Annotated in this window: 14 protein-coding genes; 4 read left to right on the forward strand and 10 right to left on the reverse strand. The window is 72.2% G+C overall.

All coding sequences use genetic code 11. The features are described from left to right. Nucleotides 1-2 precede the first annotated feature (2 nt). Nucleotides 3-416: an SsgA family sporulation/cell division regulator gene (locus tag ACZ66S_RS27590; RefSeq protein WP_469904223.1), complete on the reverse strand. Its 414-nt coding sequence runs from the start codon at nucleotides 414-416 to the stop codon at nucleotides 3-5. Nucleotides 417-790: 374 nt separating this feature from the next. Here ACZ66S_RS27590 and ACZ66S_RS27595 point away from each other — a divergent pair, with 374 nt between their 5' ends. Continuing rightward, nucleotides 791-2,221 (forward strand): PP2C family protein-serine/threonine phosphatase, encoded by a 1,431-nt coding sequence (locus ACZ66S_RS27595; protein WP_469904224.1) that lies wholly within the window; start codon nucleotides 791-793, stop codon nucleotides 2,219-2,221. A 5-nt stretch (nucleotides 2,222-2,226) separates the two neighbouring features. Here ACZ66S_RS27595 and ACZ66S_RS27600 read toward each other — a convergent pair whose 3' ends face one another. Next, on the reverse strand, nucleotides 2,227-3,720 hold the full coding sequence (locus ACZ66S_RS27600; protein ID WP_469904225.1) for a DNA-binding protein NsdB: 1,494 nt from the start codon (nucleotides 3,718-3,720) through the stop codon (nucleotides 2,227-2,229). A gap of 242 nt (nucleotides 3,721-3,962) precedes the next feature. On the opposite strand from ACZ66S_RS27600, the gene ACZ66S_RS27605 reads away from it, so the two are divergent. Together ACZ66S_RS27605 and ACZ66S_RS27610 are read left to right on the forward strand one after the other, a co-directional pair. Next, nucleotides 3,963-5,102, forward strand: a complete 1,140-nt coding sequence (locus tag ACZ66S_RS27605; protein WP_469904226.1) for an aminoglycoside phosphotransferase family protein — start codon at nucleotides 3,963-3,965, stop codon at nucleotides 5,100-5,102. A 267-nt stretch (nucleotides 5,103-5,369) separates the two neighbouring features. Continuing rightward, a complete protein-coding gene (locus ACZ66S_RS27610) occupies nucleotides 5,370-7,325 on the forward strand; it encodes an N-acetylmuramoyl-L-alanine amidase (RefSeq protein ID WP_469904227.1) in 1,956 nt (651 codons plus the stop codon). A 58-nt stretch (nucleotides 7,326-7,383) separates the two neighbouring features. Here ACZ66S_RS27610 and ACZ66S_RS27615 read toward each other — a convergent pair whose 3' ends face one another. The 8 genes from ACZ66S_RS27615 to ACZ66S_RS27650 all read right to left on the reverse strand — a co-directional run bounded on the left by ACZ66S_RS27615 (nucleotide 7,384) and on the right by ACZ66S_RS27650 (nucleotide 14,527). Next, nucleotides 7,384-7,881 (reverse strand): hypothetical protein, encoded by a 498-nt coding sequence (locus ACZ66S_RS27615; RefSeq protein ID WP_053846856.1) that lies wholly within the window; start codon nucleotides 7,879-7,881, stop codon nucleotides 7,384-7,386. Between the two features lie 317 nt (nucleotides 7,882-8,198). After that, on the reverse strand, nucleotides 8,199-8,804 hold the full coding sequence (locus tag ACZ66S_RS27620; RefSeq protein WP_469904228.1) for a CGNR zinc finger domain-containing protein: 606 nt from the start codon (nucleotides 8,802-8,804) through the stop codon (nucleotides 8,199-8,201). Nucleotides 8,805-8,967: 163 nt separating this feature from the next. After that, a complete protein-coding gene (locus ACZ66S_RS27625) occupies nucleotides 8,968-9,924 on the reverse strand; it encodes a universal stress protein (RefSeq protein ID WP_469904229.1) in 957 nt (318 codons plus the stop codon). Nucleotides 9,925-10,127: 203 nt separating this feature from the next. Beyond that, the gene (locus ACZ66S_RS27630; RefSeq protein ID WP_007379863.1) at nucleotides 10,128-10,370 is read right to left on the reverse strand and encodes a DUF397 domain-containing protein; all 243 of its coding nucleotides are present in this window, start codon (nucleotides 10,368-10,370) and stop codon (nucleotides 10,128-10,130) included. A 95-nt stretch (nucleotides 10,371-10,465) separates the two neighbouring features. Continuing rightward, entirely contained in the window at nucleotides 10,466-11,632 is a 1,167-nt protein-coding gene (locus ACZ66S_RS27635) for a thiolase domain-containing protein (RefSeq protein ID WP_469904230.1), read from the reverse strand. Next, on the reverse strand, nucleotides 11,629-12,672 hold the full coding sequence (locus ACZ66S_RS27640) for a thiolase domain-containing protein (RefSeq protein WP_469904231.1): 1,044 nt from the start codon (nucleotides 12,670-12,672) through the stop codon (nucleotides 11,629-11,631). The genes ACZ66S_RS27635 and ACZ66S_RS27640 overlap by 4 nt, the downstream gene beginning before the upstream one ends. After that, nucleotides 12,669-13,613, reverse strand: a complete 945-nt coding sequence (locus ACZ66S_RS27645; protein WP_469904232.1) for an OB-fold nucleic acid binding domain-containing protein — start codon at nucleotides 13,611-13,613, stop codon at nucleotides 12,669-12,671. Before ACZ66S_RS27645 ends, ACZ66S_RS27640 begins: the two co-directional genes overlap by 4 nt. A 113-nt stretch (nucleotides 13,614-13,726) precedes the next feature. Continuing rightward, complete coding sequence (locus ACZ66S_RS27650) at nucleotides 13,727-14,527, reverse strand: crotonase/enoyl-CoA hydratase family protein (RefSeq protein WP_469904233.1); 801 nt, start codon at nucleotides 14,525-14,527, stop codon at nucleotides 13,727-13,729. A 177-nt stretch (nucleotides 14,528-14,704) separates the two neighbouring features. Between ACZ66S_RS27650 and ACZ66S_RS27655 the strand changes: the two genes are divergently transcribed. Next, on the forward strand, nucleotides 14,705-16,321 hold the full coding sequence (locus ACZ66S_RS27655; protein ID WP_469904234.1) for an acyl-CoA synthetase: 1,617 nt from the start codon (nucleotides 14,705-14,707) through the stop codon (nucleotides 16,319-16,321). Nucleotides 16,322-16,336 lie beyond the last annotated feature (15 nt).

Here is a 16,336-nt window from a genome sequence, read left to right on the forward strand (position 1 = left end):
GCTCAGACGCTCCCGAAGAGGGCGCTGAGCCCCCGCTCGACGGCCTCGCCGAGGTCCTCCTGCCCGTTGCCCACCACCGCGTAGCTGCGCAGCAGGAAGTCGCGCAGGGTGGGCGTGGGGAACTGGAGGAGGGCGAGGCCGTACGGCGAGTGGAACTCCACGACCGTGACGTCCCGGCCGCACGGCCAGATGTGCACGTCCCCGCCGCCGGCCGGTCCGCGCAACCCCTCCTCCAGCAGGGCGCGGGCGAAGGTCCAGGTCACCCCCCGCCCGTCCAGGCAGACCTCGGCCGGGAAGTCGACGCACACCGCCAGCGGGTCGGCGGAGCCGTAGCGCAGTGTCGCGGGGACGGGCAGTTCCTGGTTCTCCGCGGTGATCAGACGGGCGCGGGCGGGCTGCTCGAAGGTCGTGTCCATGTTCTTAGGAGCACGCAGGGGCCCTTTGCATTACGCCTGAGCGAAGACGAATTTTGTGACCTGCATCACACCAGTGACCGCACGGTCTCCCTGTGCCACACTCCTTAGAACACCAGGCCGTCGAACACGCGGATGAAGACCGGCCCGGCCACCCCGTCAGCCCCTCAAGTCACGTACGTCCCCTACGACTTGAGACAGCGAAGAGGGTGGACAACATGCCCGGTACGAGCGCTCCGTGAAGACTGTGGCATATGCCAGAAGCACCACCGTATCGTGTGTTGCCAAATCCCTTACAGCGCGTCGCGGCCTGTGCGACAGTCGTAACGGTCCCTCCGTCCCGCCTTGGTCGAACCGTCCCCGCATCGGAGTGCGTCATGCCGTCCCACCTCTCCGCGGACCGCCCCGCCGCCCAGCCGCCCGGACGCGGCTCGGTCGACGCACTCATATCGCAGACGCGGCGGCTCAAGGGTGACGTGGACGCCGTACGACGGGACGCGCCCATCGACGACACGGACCCCCAGGAGCGCTGGCAGCGCGCGCTGTACGACCTCGCACTGCACCAACTCAGCGACCTGGACGAGCACTTGGCACAACTGCGGGACGGACCGCCGCCCGTGCCGTCGGCAGCCGGGGCGGAGTCCACCGCGCGAACCGCGCCGCCCGCTCCCCGGCGCGGCTCGCTGCTCAGCCGGGTCGGCAGCGCGGAGTGGAACCTGCTGACGGACGAGGCCAGTTGGTCCGGGGAGCTGTACGAGATCCTGGGCCGCGACCGCACCGCTCCCCCGCTCACCCTCGACGAGCTCCCTTCCCTGGTGCTCGACGAGGACCGGCCGCGGCTGACGGGCATGGTCACGGACTGCCTGGTCGACGCCAAGCGCATAGACGGCGAGTTCCGGGTCGTGCGCCCGGACGGCGAGGTGCGCACGGTCCACATGATGGGCGAGCCCGTGCTCGCCGCCGACGGCAGCACCGCCTCGATGTGGGCCGTGCTGCGGGACGTCAGCGAACTGCGCCGCAGCGAACGCGCGGTGAGCGAGACCCGGGACTCGTTACAACGCCACCGGCAGCGGGCGCAGAGCGAGCACCGGCTCGCGGTCGCGCTGCAGGAGGCCGTGCTGCCGCCGTGGCGTGGCTCCCTGCGGCTCCCGCACCGGGGCACCGAGACCCTGGACCTGGCCGCCCATCACCTGCCGTCGACGGCGAGCACCCTGATCGGCGGTGACTGGTACGACGCGCTCGAATTGGCCGACGGCGAGACCCTGCTCAGCGTCGGCGACCTCACCGGCCACGGGGTCTCCGTGGCCTCCGGCATGGCGACGCTCCTCGGCGCCGTGCGCGGCATGGCGATGGCGGGCACCCAGCCCGGTCCGCTGATGTCCCTGCTCAACCAGTTGCTCGACGCCACCGTGCAGCCGGCCCTCGGCAGCGCGGTCTGCTGCCGCTACCGACCCGACTCCCGCACCCTGGTCTGGGCACAGGCCGGGCACCCCGCCCCGCTGCTGTTCCGGGGCGGGACGGGGCGCCGGCTGGACTCCCCCGACGGCGTACTCCTCGGCGCGACCTCCGGAGCCGTCTACGCGCAGGCCGAGGTGACCCTCGAACCGGGTGACCTGCTGCTGCTGCACACGGACGGACTGGTGCCGGGGCAGGGCGACACGGCTGCCGTGAACCGCCTCCTGGACCTCGCCCCCCGGTTCGACGGGGCGCGCACCGCGCAGGACTGCGTGCGGACGGTCGTGGAGGAGTTCGGCGAGACCGAGCGCGAGGACGACGCCTGCGTGCTCATCGCCAAGGTGACTTCATAACAAGCTCACGCACGTGCGCTGTTGCCACCCCTTCCCTTCGGCTTCGGCAGCGCCTGCCTGATCTCCTCGCGCAGTTCGTTGATCTTCGGGTAGCTGGAGTACTCGGCGGTGAGCCGGTACATCTGACGCAGTCGGTCCCAGGTGCGGTGGGAGGAGTTGGAGCCCATCGACACCAGCGCCAACCGCGCGTACCGGTCCGCCTGTTCGGGGTCGTCGGCGATGAAGCAGGCCGAGGCCATCGACAGGAAGTCGAAGATCTTCGACCGCTGCCGTCCGTCGACCCGCAGGGCGAGGGCCTTCTCCGCGTAGTGCTGGGCGTGCGCGGCCGCACCCGGCTCGTGCTCCGCCAGCGTGCGGTAGGCCAGGGCCTGCATGCCGTACAGGTCCTCCTCCTTGAAGGTCTGCATCCAGCTCGGCGGCGGCACGTCGCTCTTGTCGGAGACGAACAGGTCCTCCGCCTGTCCCAGGGTGCGGCGCATGGCCTGTCCCTTGCCCATGGACGCCTGGGCCCAGGCCTCGATGGTGTAGAGCATCGCCCGGGTGCGGGGCAGCACCTCCTCCCCCGAGCCGGACTGGGCGAGCTTCATCAGGTCGAGCGCGTCGTCGGGCCGGCCCAGGTGCACCATCTGGCGGGCCGCGCGGGAGAGCGCCTCGCCGGCGCGGGGCCGGTCACCGCCCTCGCGCGCGGCATGGGCGGCGATCACGAAGTACTTCTGGGCGGTGGGTTCGAGACCGACGTCGTGGGACATCCAGCCCGCGAGGACGGCCAGGTTGGCGGCGACGCCCCACAGGCGCCGCTGGAGATGGTCGGGGTGCCGGTAGGCGAGCATGCCACCCACCTCGTTGAGCTGGCCCACGACGGCCTTGCGCTGCAGCCCGCCGCCGCGGGCCGCGTCCCAGGCCCGGAACACCTCGACCGAGCGCTCCAGTTCCTCGATCTCCTGCGACCCGATGGGGGCGGCCTCGTAACGGTCGAACCCAGCGGGGTCGGCGTGCAGGGGGTCGTCGAACTGGGGGGCATCGGCGGTGAGGGCCGGATCGGTGTGCAGCCAGTCGTGCATGGCACTGGTGAGTGCGGATCCCGCGGCGAGCGCGGCACCCGCGCCCACCAAGCCGCGTCGGTTGAGCATGAGGTCCATTCCCGTGAATTCGGTGAGGACCGCGGCGGTTCGGTCGGGCGCCCACGGCATGCCGTCGGGATGTTCCGCGCTCCCGTCGCCCTGCCGTTTCCCCATACGCCCGTGCCTGACCAGACCGAGGTCCTCGATGGTCACGACACGGCCGAGACGCTCGGTGAACAGAGCCGCCAGCACCCGCGGCACCGGATCGCGCGGGATCTCTCCCATGTCGATCCACCGCCGCACCCGGGAGGTGTCGGTCGAGAGCTGCGGATGGCCCATGGCCGCCGCCTGCCGGTTGACCAGCCTCGCGAGTTCACCCTTGGACCAGCCGGCCAGGCCGAACAGGTCCGAGAGTCGGGTGTTGGGTTGTCCGCTCACGTCAAGCCCCCAGGTTCTCGGCTGAGTTGACAGTAGCCCCGTGTCAGTTGCTCCGGGACTATTCGCCAGGGTTCGCCAGGGTGCGCCAGATGGTGTGCCACCGGGCATATGCGCTGAGGTAGGAACGCGCCACCCCGACCCGGACCGCACAGGGACATTCCCCAGGGTGCACCCGGTGTTCCGGGTCGGGCCGGCGCCGCTTCTCCAGGCACAGCAGGCACACGAAGGGATCTGTCTCGCCCATGTACGCAGCATCGTCCTCCGTGTCCGCCCCGCCCCGGTCGCCGCACCTCCGCCCGGCGGGCGGCGGCCCCTACCTCGACCCCGCGCGGCCGACGGCCCCCGTACCGGGTACGGGCAGGGCACGACGCGTCCCGGGGCTCGGCACCCAACCGCTCAGCGGGAGACTCGACTTGTCCGGCCCTCAGGGCGCCCAGCTCCGTACGGCGCTCGCGTCGGTGCACCGGATCTGCCCGGAGTTCGCCCCGGTGCAGGTGCTGCGCCGCAGCGGACGCTCCGTGCTGCTGGTCGGCACGACGGGACGCAGCACGGCCGTCGCCAAGTGTTTACTCGACCACTCCCCCGTCTGGGCCGAGCGGATCCGGCACGAAATAGCGGCATACCGCTCGTTCGTCCGGCACCGCCCTCCGGTGCGCGTGCCGCGGCTGATCGCGGCGGACCCGGACAACTGCACCCTGGTCATCGAGCGGATGCCCGGCCGGGTGGCGGCACTGCACCGGCATCCGGCGGAGGCCCCGCCGCGCGCGGACATCAGGGCGGCGCTCGGCTCGGTCTGCCGGCTCAACGCCTGGCGTCCGCCCGCGGGCACCTTCGACGCCCCGCTCGACTACGCGTCCCGCATCTCCCGCTACCACGAGCTGGGGCTGCTGACGGACCGGGACATGGGCGACCTCCAGAAGCTGCTGCACGGCATCGCGCACTCGGCGGGCCGGCAGGGCATGGGCCAGTTCTGCCACGGCGACGCACTGCTCTCGAACATCCTGCTCTCACCGGCCGGTCCAGTGCTGGTGGACTGGGAGCACGCGGGCTGGTACCTCCCGGGCTACGACCTGGCGACGCTGTGGTCGGTCCTCGGCGACGCCCCGGTGGCGCGTCGTCAGATCAGCCAGATCGCCCAGTCCGCGGGCCCGGCCTCACGGGACGCCTTCCTGGTGAACCTGATGCTCGTGCTGACCCGTGAGATCCGTACCTACGAGACGGCCGTGCAGCGTTCGATGCACGACTCGACCCCGGCGGCACCGGGTGCGGCCCACCCCGGTGCTGCGCCGTCCGGCGAGGAACAGCGGCTGCTGCTGAGGCGGCTGCACGACGACTGCCAGTTGGCCCGTCGGGCCGTACGCGCGGCGGTCGGCACTCGCTGACGGGGACGGTGGTCCGCGGTGCGCCCGGTGGAGCGGCGCGCCGCGGACCGTCGTATGTCCGCGGCTGTTCCGGGACCGGTCAATGGTGTACGCCACTGACGCCCCGCAGGCCCGCGAGGCACCCGCCACGAAACTCCCGCGAACCCGGATTGACATGGGAAATCCCCTGCCTCTGGGCATGATTGACGGATCGTCGACAAGCCGGTAGCACTGACGCACGCCCGGCCCCGCTCGGCTCATCTCGCTCGATCGTCCCTGGAGGCTGCATTGCGAGGATCCGCCACCGCCCCCGACAGAGCCACCCGGAGGGTGCTCGGCACACTGGCCGGCACCGCCCTGCTGCTGCCCCTGCTGGGCGCGGCCCCGTCGTCGGCCGAGGACTCCTCGGCCGGTCTCCAGCGGGCGTTCGCCTCGGCGGCCGCCGAGTACCACGTGCCGCAGAGCGTCCTGCTGGGGGTCTCCTACCTCCAGTCCCGCTGGGACTCGCACGCCGGCGCGCCCAGCGTGACCGGCGGCTACGGCCCGATGCACCTGACCGACGCCCGCACCGCGCTCGCCTCGGCGCCGCACCACGGCGAGGGCACGGAGGACGCGCGCGGCGACAGCGCCCGCGCCCCCCTGCTGCCCGACACCCGGGTCCCGGAGACGGCCGACCTGCCCGCCCGCCTGAAGACCCTGCCGAGGGCCGCCGAGCTGACCGGCCTGAGCGCGGGGGACCTGCGCACCGACCCCACGGCGAACGTCGCCGGCGGTGCCGCACTGCTGGCCGCCGCGCAGAAGGACCTGGGCGAGCCGCTGAGCCAGGACCCCGCGGACTGGTACGGCGCGGTGGCCCGCTTCTCCGGAGCGGACGACAGCGCGACCGCAGCGGCGTACGCCGACGACGTCTTCGACGTGCTGCGCACCGGCGAGGAACGCACCACGGACACCGGCCAGCGGGTCGCCCTGGCCGCCCGGCCCGAACTCGCCCCGGACACCGGCCAGCTCGCCCGGACGGGCCTCAGGAAGCTGAGCGCGGCGAACACCGAGTGCCCAAGGACCGTGTCCTGCGAGTGGATCCCGGCGCCCTACGAGCAGTTCGGGGACAACGACTACGGCAACCACGACCTCGGCGACCGTCCGGCCTCGCAGAGCATCAAGTACATCGTCATCCATGACACCGAGGGCGCCTGGGAGGGGGTCCTCAACCTGGTGCAGGACCCGACCTATGTGTCCTGGAACTACACCCTGCGCTCGACCGACGGTCACATCGCCCAGCACGTGAAGGCGAAGGACGTGGCCTGGCACGCGGGCAACTGGTACGTCAACGCCAAGTCGATCGGCCTGGAGCACGAGGGCTTCCTGGCGAACCCGGACGCCTGGTACACGGAGGCGATGTACCGCTCCTCGGCGCGCCTGGTGAAGTACCTCTCCGCGAAGTACGGCATCCCGCTGGACCGGCAGCACATCCTCGGCCACGACAACGTGCCGGGCCCGACGACCTCGACCGTCGCCGGCATGCACACCGACCCCGGCCCGTACTGGGACTGGCGGCACTACTTCGAGCTGCTGGGCCACCCGTTCCGGGCGACCGCGCCCAAGCAGGGCGGCCTGGTGACGATCCGGCCCGACTACGCCACCAACCAGCCGCTGTACACCGGCTGCGTCACCAAGGGCGAGCCCTGCGCGGCCCACGGTTCCAGCGAGGTGCGGCTCTACTCGGCCCCCGACGAGAGCTCGGCCCTCATCACGGACATCGGGCTGGGCGGCAAGGCCCCGACGATCGACGTCAACGACCTGTCGTCGCGGGTCTCGACCGGTCAGCAGTACGCGGTCGCCGGGCGGGACGGTGACTGGACGGCGATCTGGTACCTGGGCCAGAAGGCCTGGTTCAGGAACCCCGCGGGCGACCCGACCGCGGTGAACGCCGCCGGCCTCGTGGTGACCCCGAAGGCGGGCCTCGACAACGTCCCGGTGTACGGCCGCGCCTACCCCGAGGCCTCCGCCTATCCGACGGGGGTTCCCGCGCAGGCGGTGTCGCCGCTGCCGTACAAGGTCCTCGCGGGCCAGTCGTACGTGGTCGGCGACAAGGTGCCCGGGGAGTACTACTACGCGGTGACCTTCACGACGGACTCGCACAAGGTCGTCGTCGGTGAGGACCTGTACTACGAGATCCAGTACGGCCACCGGGTGGCGTTCGTGCGGGCGGCGGACGTCGACGTGAAGCCGTCCGTCCGGCGGTAGCACGGCAGCTCCGCGGCGGGACGTGCTGTCCCGCCGCGGACGCTCTGCCGTGGGTGGTTCAGCCCTGCTGGAACAGTTCCGCCGGCAGGGGCTTGAGGAGGGCGTACAGGTCGTCCGTGATGGGGCGGTCCCAGGCCGCGATGGTCACCAGGACGTTGTCGCTGCGGTCGAACTGGACGCAGGAGATCCGGCTCTCGGACAGCTTGAGGCGGCGCACGATCAGGAGGTTGTCGCCCTGCATCACCGGCACGTCCTCGGTGTCGGTGACGGTGACCTCCTCGTCGTTCTCCAGCGCGATCAGGAGCTGGGCCACCTCGAAGGGGATCTCGCCCTCGGCGACCTCGCGGGCCGGGGAGCCCTCGGGGAGGTTGCCGATGATCATCGCGGGGCCGCGGCCGCCGAAGAGGTCGTAGCGCAGGAAGACGCCCTGGCAGGTGCCGTCGGGGGCGGGCAGGAGACCCGCGCCGAGGTTGCCGGGCCAGTCGCCCGGGTCCATGGCCAGCACATCGAAGTCTGGACCGGCGGGGGTTGCGCTGCGGCGGCGGAGGAACGACATGCGCCCATGGTAATGGCGCTCAGGGGCTCGTGCGGGCGCAGGTGTGCGGGGGTCGGCCGCCCGGTTTCGCCCGCCGCTGCGGGGGATCACTCAGGGTTCGCAGCCCGGTGCTGTCCGTTCCCGGCTTGCGGCAGACGGCCCGTGCGGCCCCGCGCCGTGAGGGCGTGCACGGGGGTCGGGTCCGTCCGGACGCAGGCCGGTGAGGTCTGCCGACGCCTCGGCGACGGCGGCGAGTTCGCTGTCGCGTTCCAGGAGAGTCCTAGTGGCAGGTGTCGTCGGGGCCGGGCAGGAGACCCGCGCCGAGGTTGCCGGGCCGGTCAGGTTCTCTGCCCCTGCTTGTGACGCTCGTGGTGGCGTGCCACCCGGGCGCGGTTGCCGCAGGAGGGCTTGCACCACTCCTGCCGCGGATGGTCCTTCAGGAAGTAGCGCACGCAGCGCGGGCCGTGACAGGCGCGCAGCCGTCGCCGGTCGGCCCCGGAGAGGAACGCGATTGCGGCGTGCGCGAGTACGGCCGTGAGGTCGGTCTGCGGAGCCGCCGGCCGTCGGTGCACGCCGGGATCGGCGTCGTCGGTCCAGTGCAGCACGGGGACGGTCGGGGTGCGGGCGGCGGCCGTGTTGAGGCGGGCGACGGCCTCGGGCACGGGCAGCAGGCGGGCCGCGTCGGCGGGGCTGGGGGCGCCGGGGCGCACGGCGCGGGCGAACAGGGCGCGGACGGCGGCCCGCAGGTCACGCACCGCGGCGAGGGCGCTCTCGTCGAGGACGGGGTCCGAGACGTCCGGCAGCGCCTCGGCGTGTTCCCGGACCCAGGCAGTGAGTCCGGCGAGGTCGCTGAGGTCGTCGGCGACCCCGCCGTGACCGTCGTGCCGGATGGTGAGGGCCAGGTCCAGGGCGAGCCGGGTGTCGCTGTCGATCGTGTCCTGCATGCGGCTGATGCTAGAGCCCGAGGCCCGCGGCAGACACGCGGCCGCCGCGATCGCCTGCTCGACCGACGGGGTGCTCGCTCAGTCCTCCCCGGGCCGGTGCCAGCAGACGGCGCCGGTGCCGGCCGACGACGACCAGGTCGGCGCCCTGGGACCCGGTGCCCGCTCAGTCCTCCGGAAGGTCCTGCGGCTCCACCGGCCCGGGCGGCACCACCGCCACCGGGCTCGCCGCGTGCAGCAGAACGGCCTGGGTGACGGACCCCATCATCCGGGCCGGTGCCAGCAGACGGCGCCGGTGCCGGCCGACGACGACCAGGTCGGCGCCCTGGGAGGCCGCGACCAGAAGTCCGGCCGCATCGCCCGGCAGCACGTGCGGCTCGGGCACGACTCCGGGGTGACGGGCGCTGTGCGGGGCGAGGAAGCCCTCGGCGAGGGCCCGGGTCTCGTTCTCCACGGCATCCTGGTCGATCTTCGGCGGGATCATCTCGCCCGGCGCCGCCCAGCCCTGCAGGGGCCACTGGTAGGCGGCGACCACCTGGAGGCGGGCGCCGCGCAGGCCGGCCTCGGTGTACGCGAAGTCGAGGGCGGCGTCGTCGGGGCTGTCCACGTGCAGGCCGACGACCACGCGCGGGCCCGGCCCGGCAGGGGCCTCACCGTCGACCTGGCGTCCGGGGCGGGGCACGACGACCACGGGGCACTCGGCGTCCCGGGCGGCGGCCATGCCGTTGGAGCCGAGGAGCAGACTGGCGAAGCCGCCCCGGCCCCGGGAGCCGAGCACCAGGAGCTGGGCGCCGGAACCCAGTTCGGGCAGTACGGCACCGGGCGCGCCCTCGACACCGAGGTACTCCGTCCGCGGCAGGTCCGGCCGGTCCGGCTGGTCGGAGCCGTCGGGGTGGTCGGGGCGTTCCGCCAGGTGGATGCGTACCCGGTCGAGGACGGGATCGTCGTCCGCGTCGGGCGCGCCGGCGACGAGGACGTCGGGCTGGGCCCAGGCGGCGTACTGCCGTACGTGCACCACCCGCAGCGGTGCTCCGCGCCGACGGGCCGCGTCGAGCGCCCAGTCCAGGGCGCGCAGGCTGTCGTCCGAACCGTCCACCGCGGCGATCACCGGCAGGGTGCTCATGTGTTCCTCGCTTCCGGAAGCCGACCTTCCCCTCCTCCGGTCAGCCTCGCTCAGGCGTCGCCCCGGGGAAGGTGCTCAAGGTCGCGTGTCCGGAAAAACGGAAGGAACACCGCCGGATCGGCCCGTCGGTTCGCGTCCCTCTCGTGCTCACCCGCAGGTGAGGTCCCGCTCAGGTGAGGTCCCGCTCAGGTGAGATCCCGCTCTCAGGTGAGGTCGAACTCCCCTTCCCGCGCCCCTGACACGAACGCGCCCCACTCCGCGGGGGTGAAGATCAGGGAGGGGCTCTCCGGGCGGCCGCTGTTGCGCATCGCGATGAACCCCTCGACGAAGGCGATCTGGACATCCCCCAGACCGCGGCTGCTCGAGTGCCAGTCGGCGTTGCTCAGGTCCAGCTCCGGCTTCTCCCAGCCCATGAGCGGCTGCTGCTGGATGGTGGTCTCGGCCACGTCCGTGCTCCTCCCGATCGCTTCGTCCGCGGCCAGCCTAGCGATCGACTCCTACCGCCGACAGGCCACGTGAGGGGGACCTTTCCGGAGGCATTTCACGCATCCGGGGGCTCGGACCCCACCAGCCACATGGAGAAGAACTGGGATCCGCCGCCGTAGGCGTGCCCGAGCACCCTGCGGGCGCCCTCCACCTGGTGCTCCCCGGCCTGCCCGCGGGCCTGGAGGGCGGCCTCGGCGAAACGGATCATGCCGGAGGCGCCGATCGGATTGGTGGAGAGCACCCCGCCCGACATGTTGACGGGCAGGTCCCCGTCCAGCTCGGTGACCCCGGCCTCGGTGAGCTTCCAGCCCTCGCCCTCCTCGGCGAAGCCCAGGTTCTCCAGCCACATGGGTTCGTACCAGGAGAACGGCACGTACATCTCGACGGCGTCGATGTCCCGGCGCGGGTCGGCGATCCCGGCCTGCCGGTACACGTCGGCCGCGCAGTCCTTGCCCGCCTGCGGGGACACGGCGTCCTTGCCGGCGAACAGCGTGGGTTCGCTGCGCATGGCGCCGCCCAGCATCCAGGCGGGCGGCCGGGGCGCGCGGGCGGCTCCGGCCCGGTCGGTGAGCACCATGGCGCAGGCGCCGTCGGAGGAGGGGCAGGTCTCCGAGTAGCGGATGGGGTCCCAGAGCATGGGCGAGGCCTGGACCTTCTCCAGGGTGATGTCGTGCTCGTGCAGATGCGCGTACGGGTTCTTGAGCGCGTTGCGGCGGTCCTTGTACGCCACCAGCGAGCCGACGGTGTCGGGGGCCCCGGTGCGCCGCATGTACGCGCGCACGTGCGGCGCGAAGAAGCCGCCCGCCCCGGCCAGCAGGGGCTGCTGGAAGGGGATCGGCAGGGACAGGCCCCACATGGCGTTGGACTCGGACTGCTTCTCGAAGGCGAGGGTGAGGACGGTGGTGTGCACCCGGGCGGCCACCAGGTTCGCGGCGACCAGGGCCGTCGATCCGCCGACGCTGCCCGCCGTGTGCACCCGCAGCATCGGCTTGCCCACCGCGCCGAGCGCGTCGGCCAGGTACAGCTCGGGCATCATGACGCCCTCGAAGAAGTCGGGCGCCTTGCCGATCACCACGGCGTCGACGTCGGCCCAGGTCAACTCGGCGTCCTCCAGGGCCCTCCTGGCGGCCTCCCGGACGAGCCCGGCGATCGACACGTCCCGGCGGGCCGCGACGTGCTTGGTCTGGCCGATGCCTACGACGGCCACGGGCTCCTTGCTCATCGCGGATCCCCTTCGAGTACGGCGACCAGGTTCTGCTGGAGACAGGGTCCGGAGGTGGCGTGGGCGAGGGCGCGGTCGGACTCGCCCCGGTGGATGCGGGCGGCGGCCTCGCCGACGCGGGCGAGACCGGCGGCCATCATCGGGTTGGCGGCGAGGGCGCCGCCGGACGGGTTGACGGTCGTGGAGTCGTCGAGCCGCAGCGCCTTGCGCAGGACGACCTCCTGCGAGGTGAAGGGCGCGTGCAACTCGGCGGTGTCGACCGGCCGTTCGAAGGCCCCTGCCTTCTCGGCGGCGAGGCGGGTGGAGGGCGAGTCGGTCAGGTCGCGGACGCCGAGCGAGTGGGCCTCGATGCGGTGGTCGACGCCGCGGATCCAGGCGGGGCGCCCGCACAGTTCCCTGGCCCGCTCCCCCGCCGCGAGGACCACGGCGGCCGCCCCGTCCCCGATGGGCGGACAGTCCCCGGTGCGCAGCGGCCGTACGAGGTAATCCCCTTGCGGCGCGGGCCCCTTGAGCTGGGCGCGCGGGTTGTCGGTGGCGCGGCTGCGGGCGCCGATCGCCGCCAGTTCGCGCTCGTCGGTGTCGCCCGCGTCGATGAGTGCCTGTGCCTGGAGGGCGGCGAGGGCCACGGAGTCGGGCCACAGCGGGGCGAGGTAGTACGGGTCGAGCTGCCGGGTGAGCACGTCCCGGAGGGAACCGGGCGAGGACTTGCCGTAGGAGTACACCAGCGCGGTGTCGGCGTCCCCGGACAGCAGCTTGGTCCACGCCTCGTACAGCGCCCACGCGCCGTCCGTCTCGACGTGCGACTCGGAGATGGGCGGCCAGGCACCCACGCCGTCTAGGGCCAGGGTGAAGGAGAAGGCGCGGCCGGCGAGGTAGTCGCAGGAACCGGAGCAGGTGAAGCCGATGTCGGCGGTCTTCAGGCCGGTCTGCGCGAGGACGTCGTGCAGGACCGGCATGAGCATCTCCACCTCGGACAGTTCCTCGGTGGAGCGCCGGGTGTCGGACTGGGCGAAGGCGACGACTGCGATGTCACGGGTCACAGCAGCTCCTTGTAGGCGTCGTACTCCGCGTCGGGTTCGCCGGTCGGCCGGTAGTGGTCCGGGTAGCGGCCGCCCTCGGTCCACACCGGTTCGACCCGCAGGCCCATGCGCACCTGGTCGTAGGGGATGCCGCCGATCCGGCCGTGCAGCGCGAGGTCGGCGCCGTCGAGGGCGATGTGGGCGTAGACGTACGGCACTTCGATGTCGAGGTTCTTCGCCTTGATGTTGACGATGCAGAAGGTGGTGACGGTGCCGCGGGGACCGACCTCCACCTGTTCCGCCGTGGCGACACCGCAGGTCGGGCAGGCGCCCCGCGGTGGCACGTAGACCTTGTGGCAGGAGGGGCAGCGCTCGCCGACGGCCCGCCGTTCGGATTCCAGGGCCTTGATGTAGGCGGTCTGGGCGCGGCCCGGTGAGTAGGTGTAGTCGAGGCGGGCCTCGGCGACGATGCCGCTGACGGGGTCGTCGAACTCGCCCTCGTGGACGGGGACTTGGGGCTCGCCCCCGTCGTACGGCTCGAAGCAGGCGATGTCGGTGATGGCGCCGACGCGCTCCCCGGCCCAGCGGACGCGGACCCGCATGCCGCTGTGCACGGCGTCGGGGCCGGAGGCGTCCAGGGCGTGCAGCAGGGCGGTGTCGGCGCCGTCGAGCCGCACCAGGACCCAGGCGAAGGGCGTGTCCAGGGGCTGGCCCCGCCGGGGTTCGTGGTTCCAGGCCCAGGTGGTCACGGTGCCGGTGGTGCCGACGGGGACGAGGTCGTGCAGGTCCTCGGCGGTGACGGGGTCGTACTCGACGGGCGGAACCAGAGTGCGGCCGTCGCGGGTGCGCACGCCGAGGACCACGCGTTCGCGGAGCCCGGTCAGGAAGGCGCTCTGGACGGGGCCGAGGGAGCGGGTGAAGGGGAATTCGACGACCAGCGGCGCCCTGAGTACGTCAGCCATAGGCGCGTGCCTCCTTCAGAGGTCGGTGCGGGGGCGCCCCTTCAGGGGCGCGGGGAACTGCGCGACCAGCGACGACGGACCCGCGGCCAGGGACCGGCCCGAGCCGCGCAGCACTACGCTCGCTTGTAGAGCGGCGGCCGTTTCTCCGCGAAGGCACGCGCCCCCTCCTTCGCGTCGGCGGTGTCGAAGATCGGCCACCCCCGCTTCAACTCGGCGGCCAGTCCTTCGTCCTCGGTCATCCCGGCCGTCTCGTACACCGAGGCCTTCACCGCCTCGACCGCCAACGGGCCGCAGGCGTTGATCAGTTCGGCGATCTCCAGGGCCTTGGCGAGTGCCGTGCCGTCCGGGACGACGTGCCCCACGAGACCGATGTCGGCGGCCTCGCGGGCGGTGTACGGGCGTCCGGTGAGCAGCATCTCCAGCGCGTGGGTGCGCGGGATCTGGCGTTGCAGCCGGACCGTCGAGCCGCCGATCGGGAAGAGGCCGCGTCTGACCTCGAAGAGGCCGAAGGTCGCGGACTCGCCGGCGACCCGGATGTCGGTGCCCTGGAGCATCTCGGTGCCGCCGGCGACGCAGTAGCCCTCGACGGCCGCGATGACCGGTTTGCGGGGGCGGTGGTGGCGCAGCATCGCCTTCCAGTGCAGGTCGGGGTCGGCGGTCAGCCGGTCCCGGTAGCGCTCGCCGCCGGTCGTCCCGCCCGCGAGGGCCTTGAGGTCCATGCCGGCGCAGAACGAGCCGCCCGCGCCGGTGAACACGACCGAGCGGATCGAGTCGTCCGCGTCCGCCTCCAGCCAGCCGTCGTACAGGCCGACCAGCATCGGCAACGAGAGCGCGTTCTTCGCCTCGGGCCTGTTGAGCGTGAGCACCAGTGTGGCGCCCTCGCGCTGGATGTCGAGGTGTTCCGTCCCACCCATCGACCCTCTCCCCTCTGCCAGAACGAGAACAGGTTGCAGGAGGCGCCGATGCACTTCAAGGGTTTTCTGACAGACAGTCAGATTTATTCGCGCGAGCCCTTCACAGTCGGGCCGCCCTTTGCTCTGATGACCGGCGAGCCGTCACAGAGCCGGGCCGGGACCAGTTCAGGAGGAGCGGTGGAGTACAACCTTGCCGACCTGTTCGAGTCGGTCGTCGACGTGGTGCCGGACCGTGAGGCGCTCGCGCACCTCGACATTCCCGGTACGGGCGCGGAGCGCCGGCTGACCTACGCGGAACTGGACGCCGCGGCCGACCGCATCGGGCACCATCTGCTCGACAGCGGGGTACGGGCCGGTGAGCACGTCGGACTGCACCTCTACAACGGGGTGGAGTACGTGCAGACGCTGCTGGGCTGCATGAAGGCGCGGATCGTCCCGGTCAACGTCAACTACCGCTATGTGGAAGAGGAGTTGGTGTACCTCTACCGGGACGCGGATCTGGTGGGGCTGGTCTTCGACGCCGAGTTCTCGGACCGGGTGGCGGCGGCGCTGCCCCACACGGAACGGCTGCGGCACCTGGTCCGGGTCGGGGAGGCGCGGCCGGGCGGACCGGCGGCGGTGGACTTCGCGGACGCCGAGACGTCCGGGCCGCCCGGGCGCGGGTTCCCGCGGCGTTCGGCCGACGACCAGTTCATCATCTACACCGGCGGGACCACCGGGATGCCCAAGGGCGTGATGTGGCGCCAGGAGGACCTGTTCTTCTCCGGTCTCGGCGGCGGCGCCCCCACCGGGGAGCCGGTGCGGCGGCCCGGGGAACTCGCCGAGCGGGTCGCGGCGGGCGGGGCCGGGATCACCTTCTTCCCCACTCCCCCGCTGATGCACGGCACCTCGACCCTGACCGCCCTCATCGGCTTCAACTTCGGCCAACGGGTCGTGCTGCACCGCAAGTTCGTGCCCGAGGAGGTGCTGCGGACCGTCGAGCGGGAGAGGGTCAGCGCGATCTCCCTGGTGGGCGACGCGATGCTGCGGCCGCTCATCGACGCCCTGGAGGGCCCGATGAAGGGCACCGACATGTCGTCCCTGTTCAGCGTGTCCTCGTCGGGCGCGATCATGTCGGACACGGTGAGCCGGCAGTTCCGGACGCTCGTCCCGAACGCCCTGCTGCTCAACAACTTCGGCTCCTCCGAGTCCGGCTTCAACGGCACGGCGACGGACGACTCCGGCCCCGAACGCGGCTTCCGGGTACGGGTCAACTCCCGCACCCAGGTGGTCGATCCGGCCACGCACGAGCCGGTGGCCGTGGGCGAGGTGGGCCGGGTCGCGCAGTGCGGCCATGTCCCGCTCGGCTACTACAACGACACCGGGAAAACGGCCGACACCTTCTTCGAGAAGGACGGGGAGCGCTGGGTGCTCCTCGGTGACATGGCCACCGTCGACGAGGAGGGGGTCGTCACCGTCCTCGGGCGGGGCTCGCAGTGCATCAACACCGGCGGCGAGAAGGTGTACCCCGAGGAGGTCGAGCAGGCGCTCAAGGCGCATCCGGACGTGTACGACGCGCTCGTGGCCGGGGTGCCGGACGTGAAGTGGGGACACCATGTGGCGGCCGTCGTGCAGTTGCGCCAGGGCGCGGGGCGGATGTCCCTGGACGACCTCCAGACGCACTGCCGGACACGGCTCGCGGGGTACAAGGTGCCGCGCCAGCTCGTGATCACGGAGTCCATCCGCCGCTCGCCGAGCGGCAAGGCGGACTACCGGTGGGCGCAGAAGGTGGCGGCGGGCGCGGCCGGCGGCTGACGGTCCCGAAATCGG

The organism is Streptomyces sp. NPDC107471 (assembly GCF_055582845.1).

Excerpts from the sequence above, each read along its gene's own strand:
- ACZ66S_RS27625 (WP_469904229.1), bottom strand. The coding sequence starts at position 9,924 with ATGAGCACCCTGCCGGTGATCGCCGCGGTGGACGGTTCGGACGACAGC.
- ACZ66S_RS27620 (WP_469904228.1), bottom strand. The coding sequence starts at position 8,804 with ATGCAGGACACGATCGACAGCGACACCCGGCTCGCCCTGGACCTGGCC.
- ACZ66S_RS27590 (WP_469904223.1), bottom strand. The coding sequence starts at position 416 with ATGGACACGACCTTCGAGCAGCCCGCCCGCGCCCGTCTGATCACCGCG.
- ACZ66S_RS27645 (WP_469904232.1), bottom strand. The coding sequence starts at position 13,613 with ATGGCTGACGTACTCAGGGCGCCGCTGGTCGTCGAATTCCCCTTCACC.
- ACZ66S_RS27615 (WP_053846856.1), bottom strand. The coding sequence starts at position 7,881 with ATGTCGTTCCTCCGCCGCCGCAGCGCAACCCCCGCCGGTCCAGACTTC.
- ACZ66S_RS27635 (WP_469904230.1), bottom strand. The coding sequence starts at position 11,632 with ATGAGCAAGGAGCCCGTGGCCGTCGTAGGCATCGGCCAGACCAAGCAC.
- ACZ66S_RS27650 (WP_469904233.1), bottom strand. The coding sequence starts at position 14,527 with ATGGGTGGGACGGAACACCTCGACATCCAGCGCGAGGGCGCCACACTG.
- ACZ66S_RS27595 (WP_469904224.1), top strand. The coding sequence starts at position 791 with ATGCCGTCCCACCTCTCCGCGGACCGCCCCGCCGCCCAGCCGCCCGGA.
- ACZ66S_RS27605 (WP_469904226.1), top strand. The coding sequence starts at position 3,963 with ATGTACGCAGCATCGTCCTCCGTGTCCGCCCCGCCCCGGTCGCCGCAC.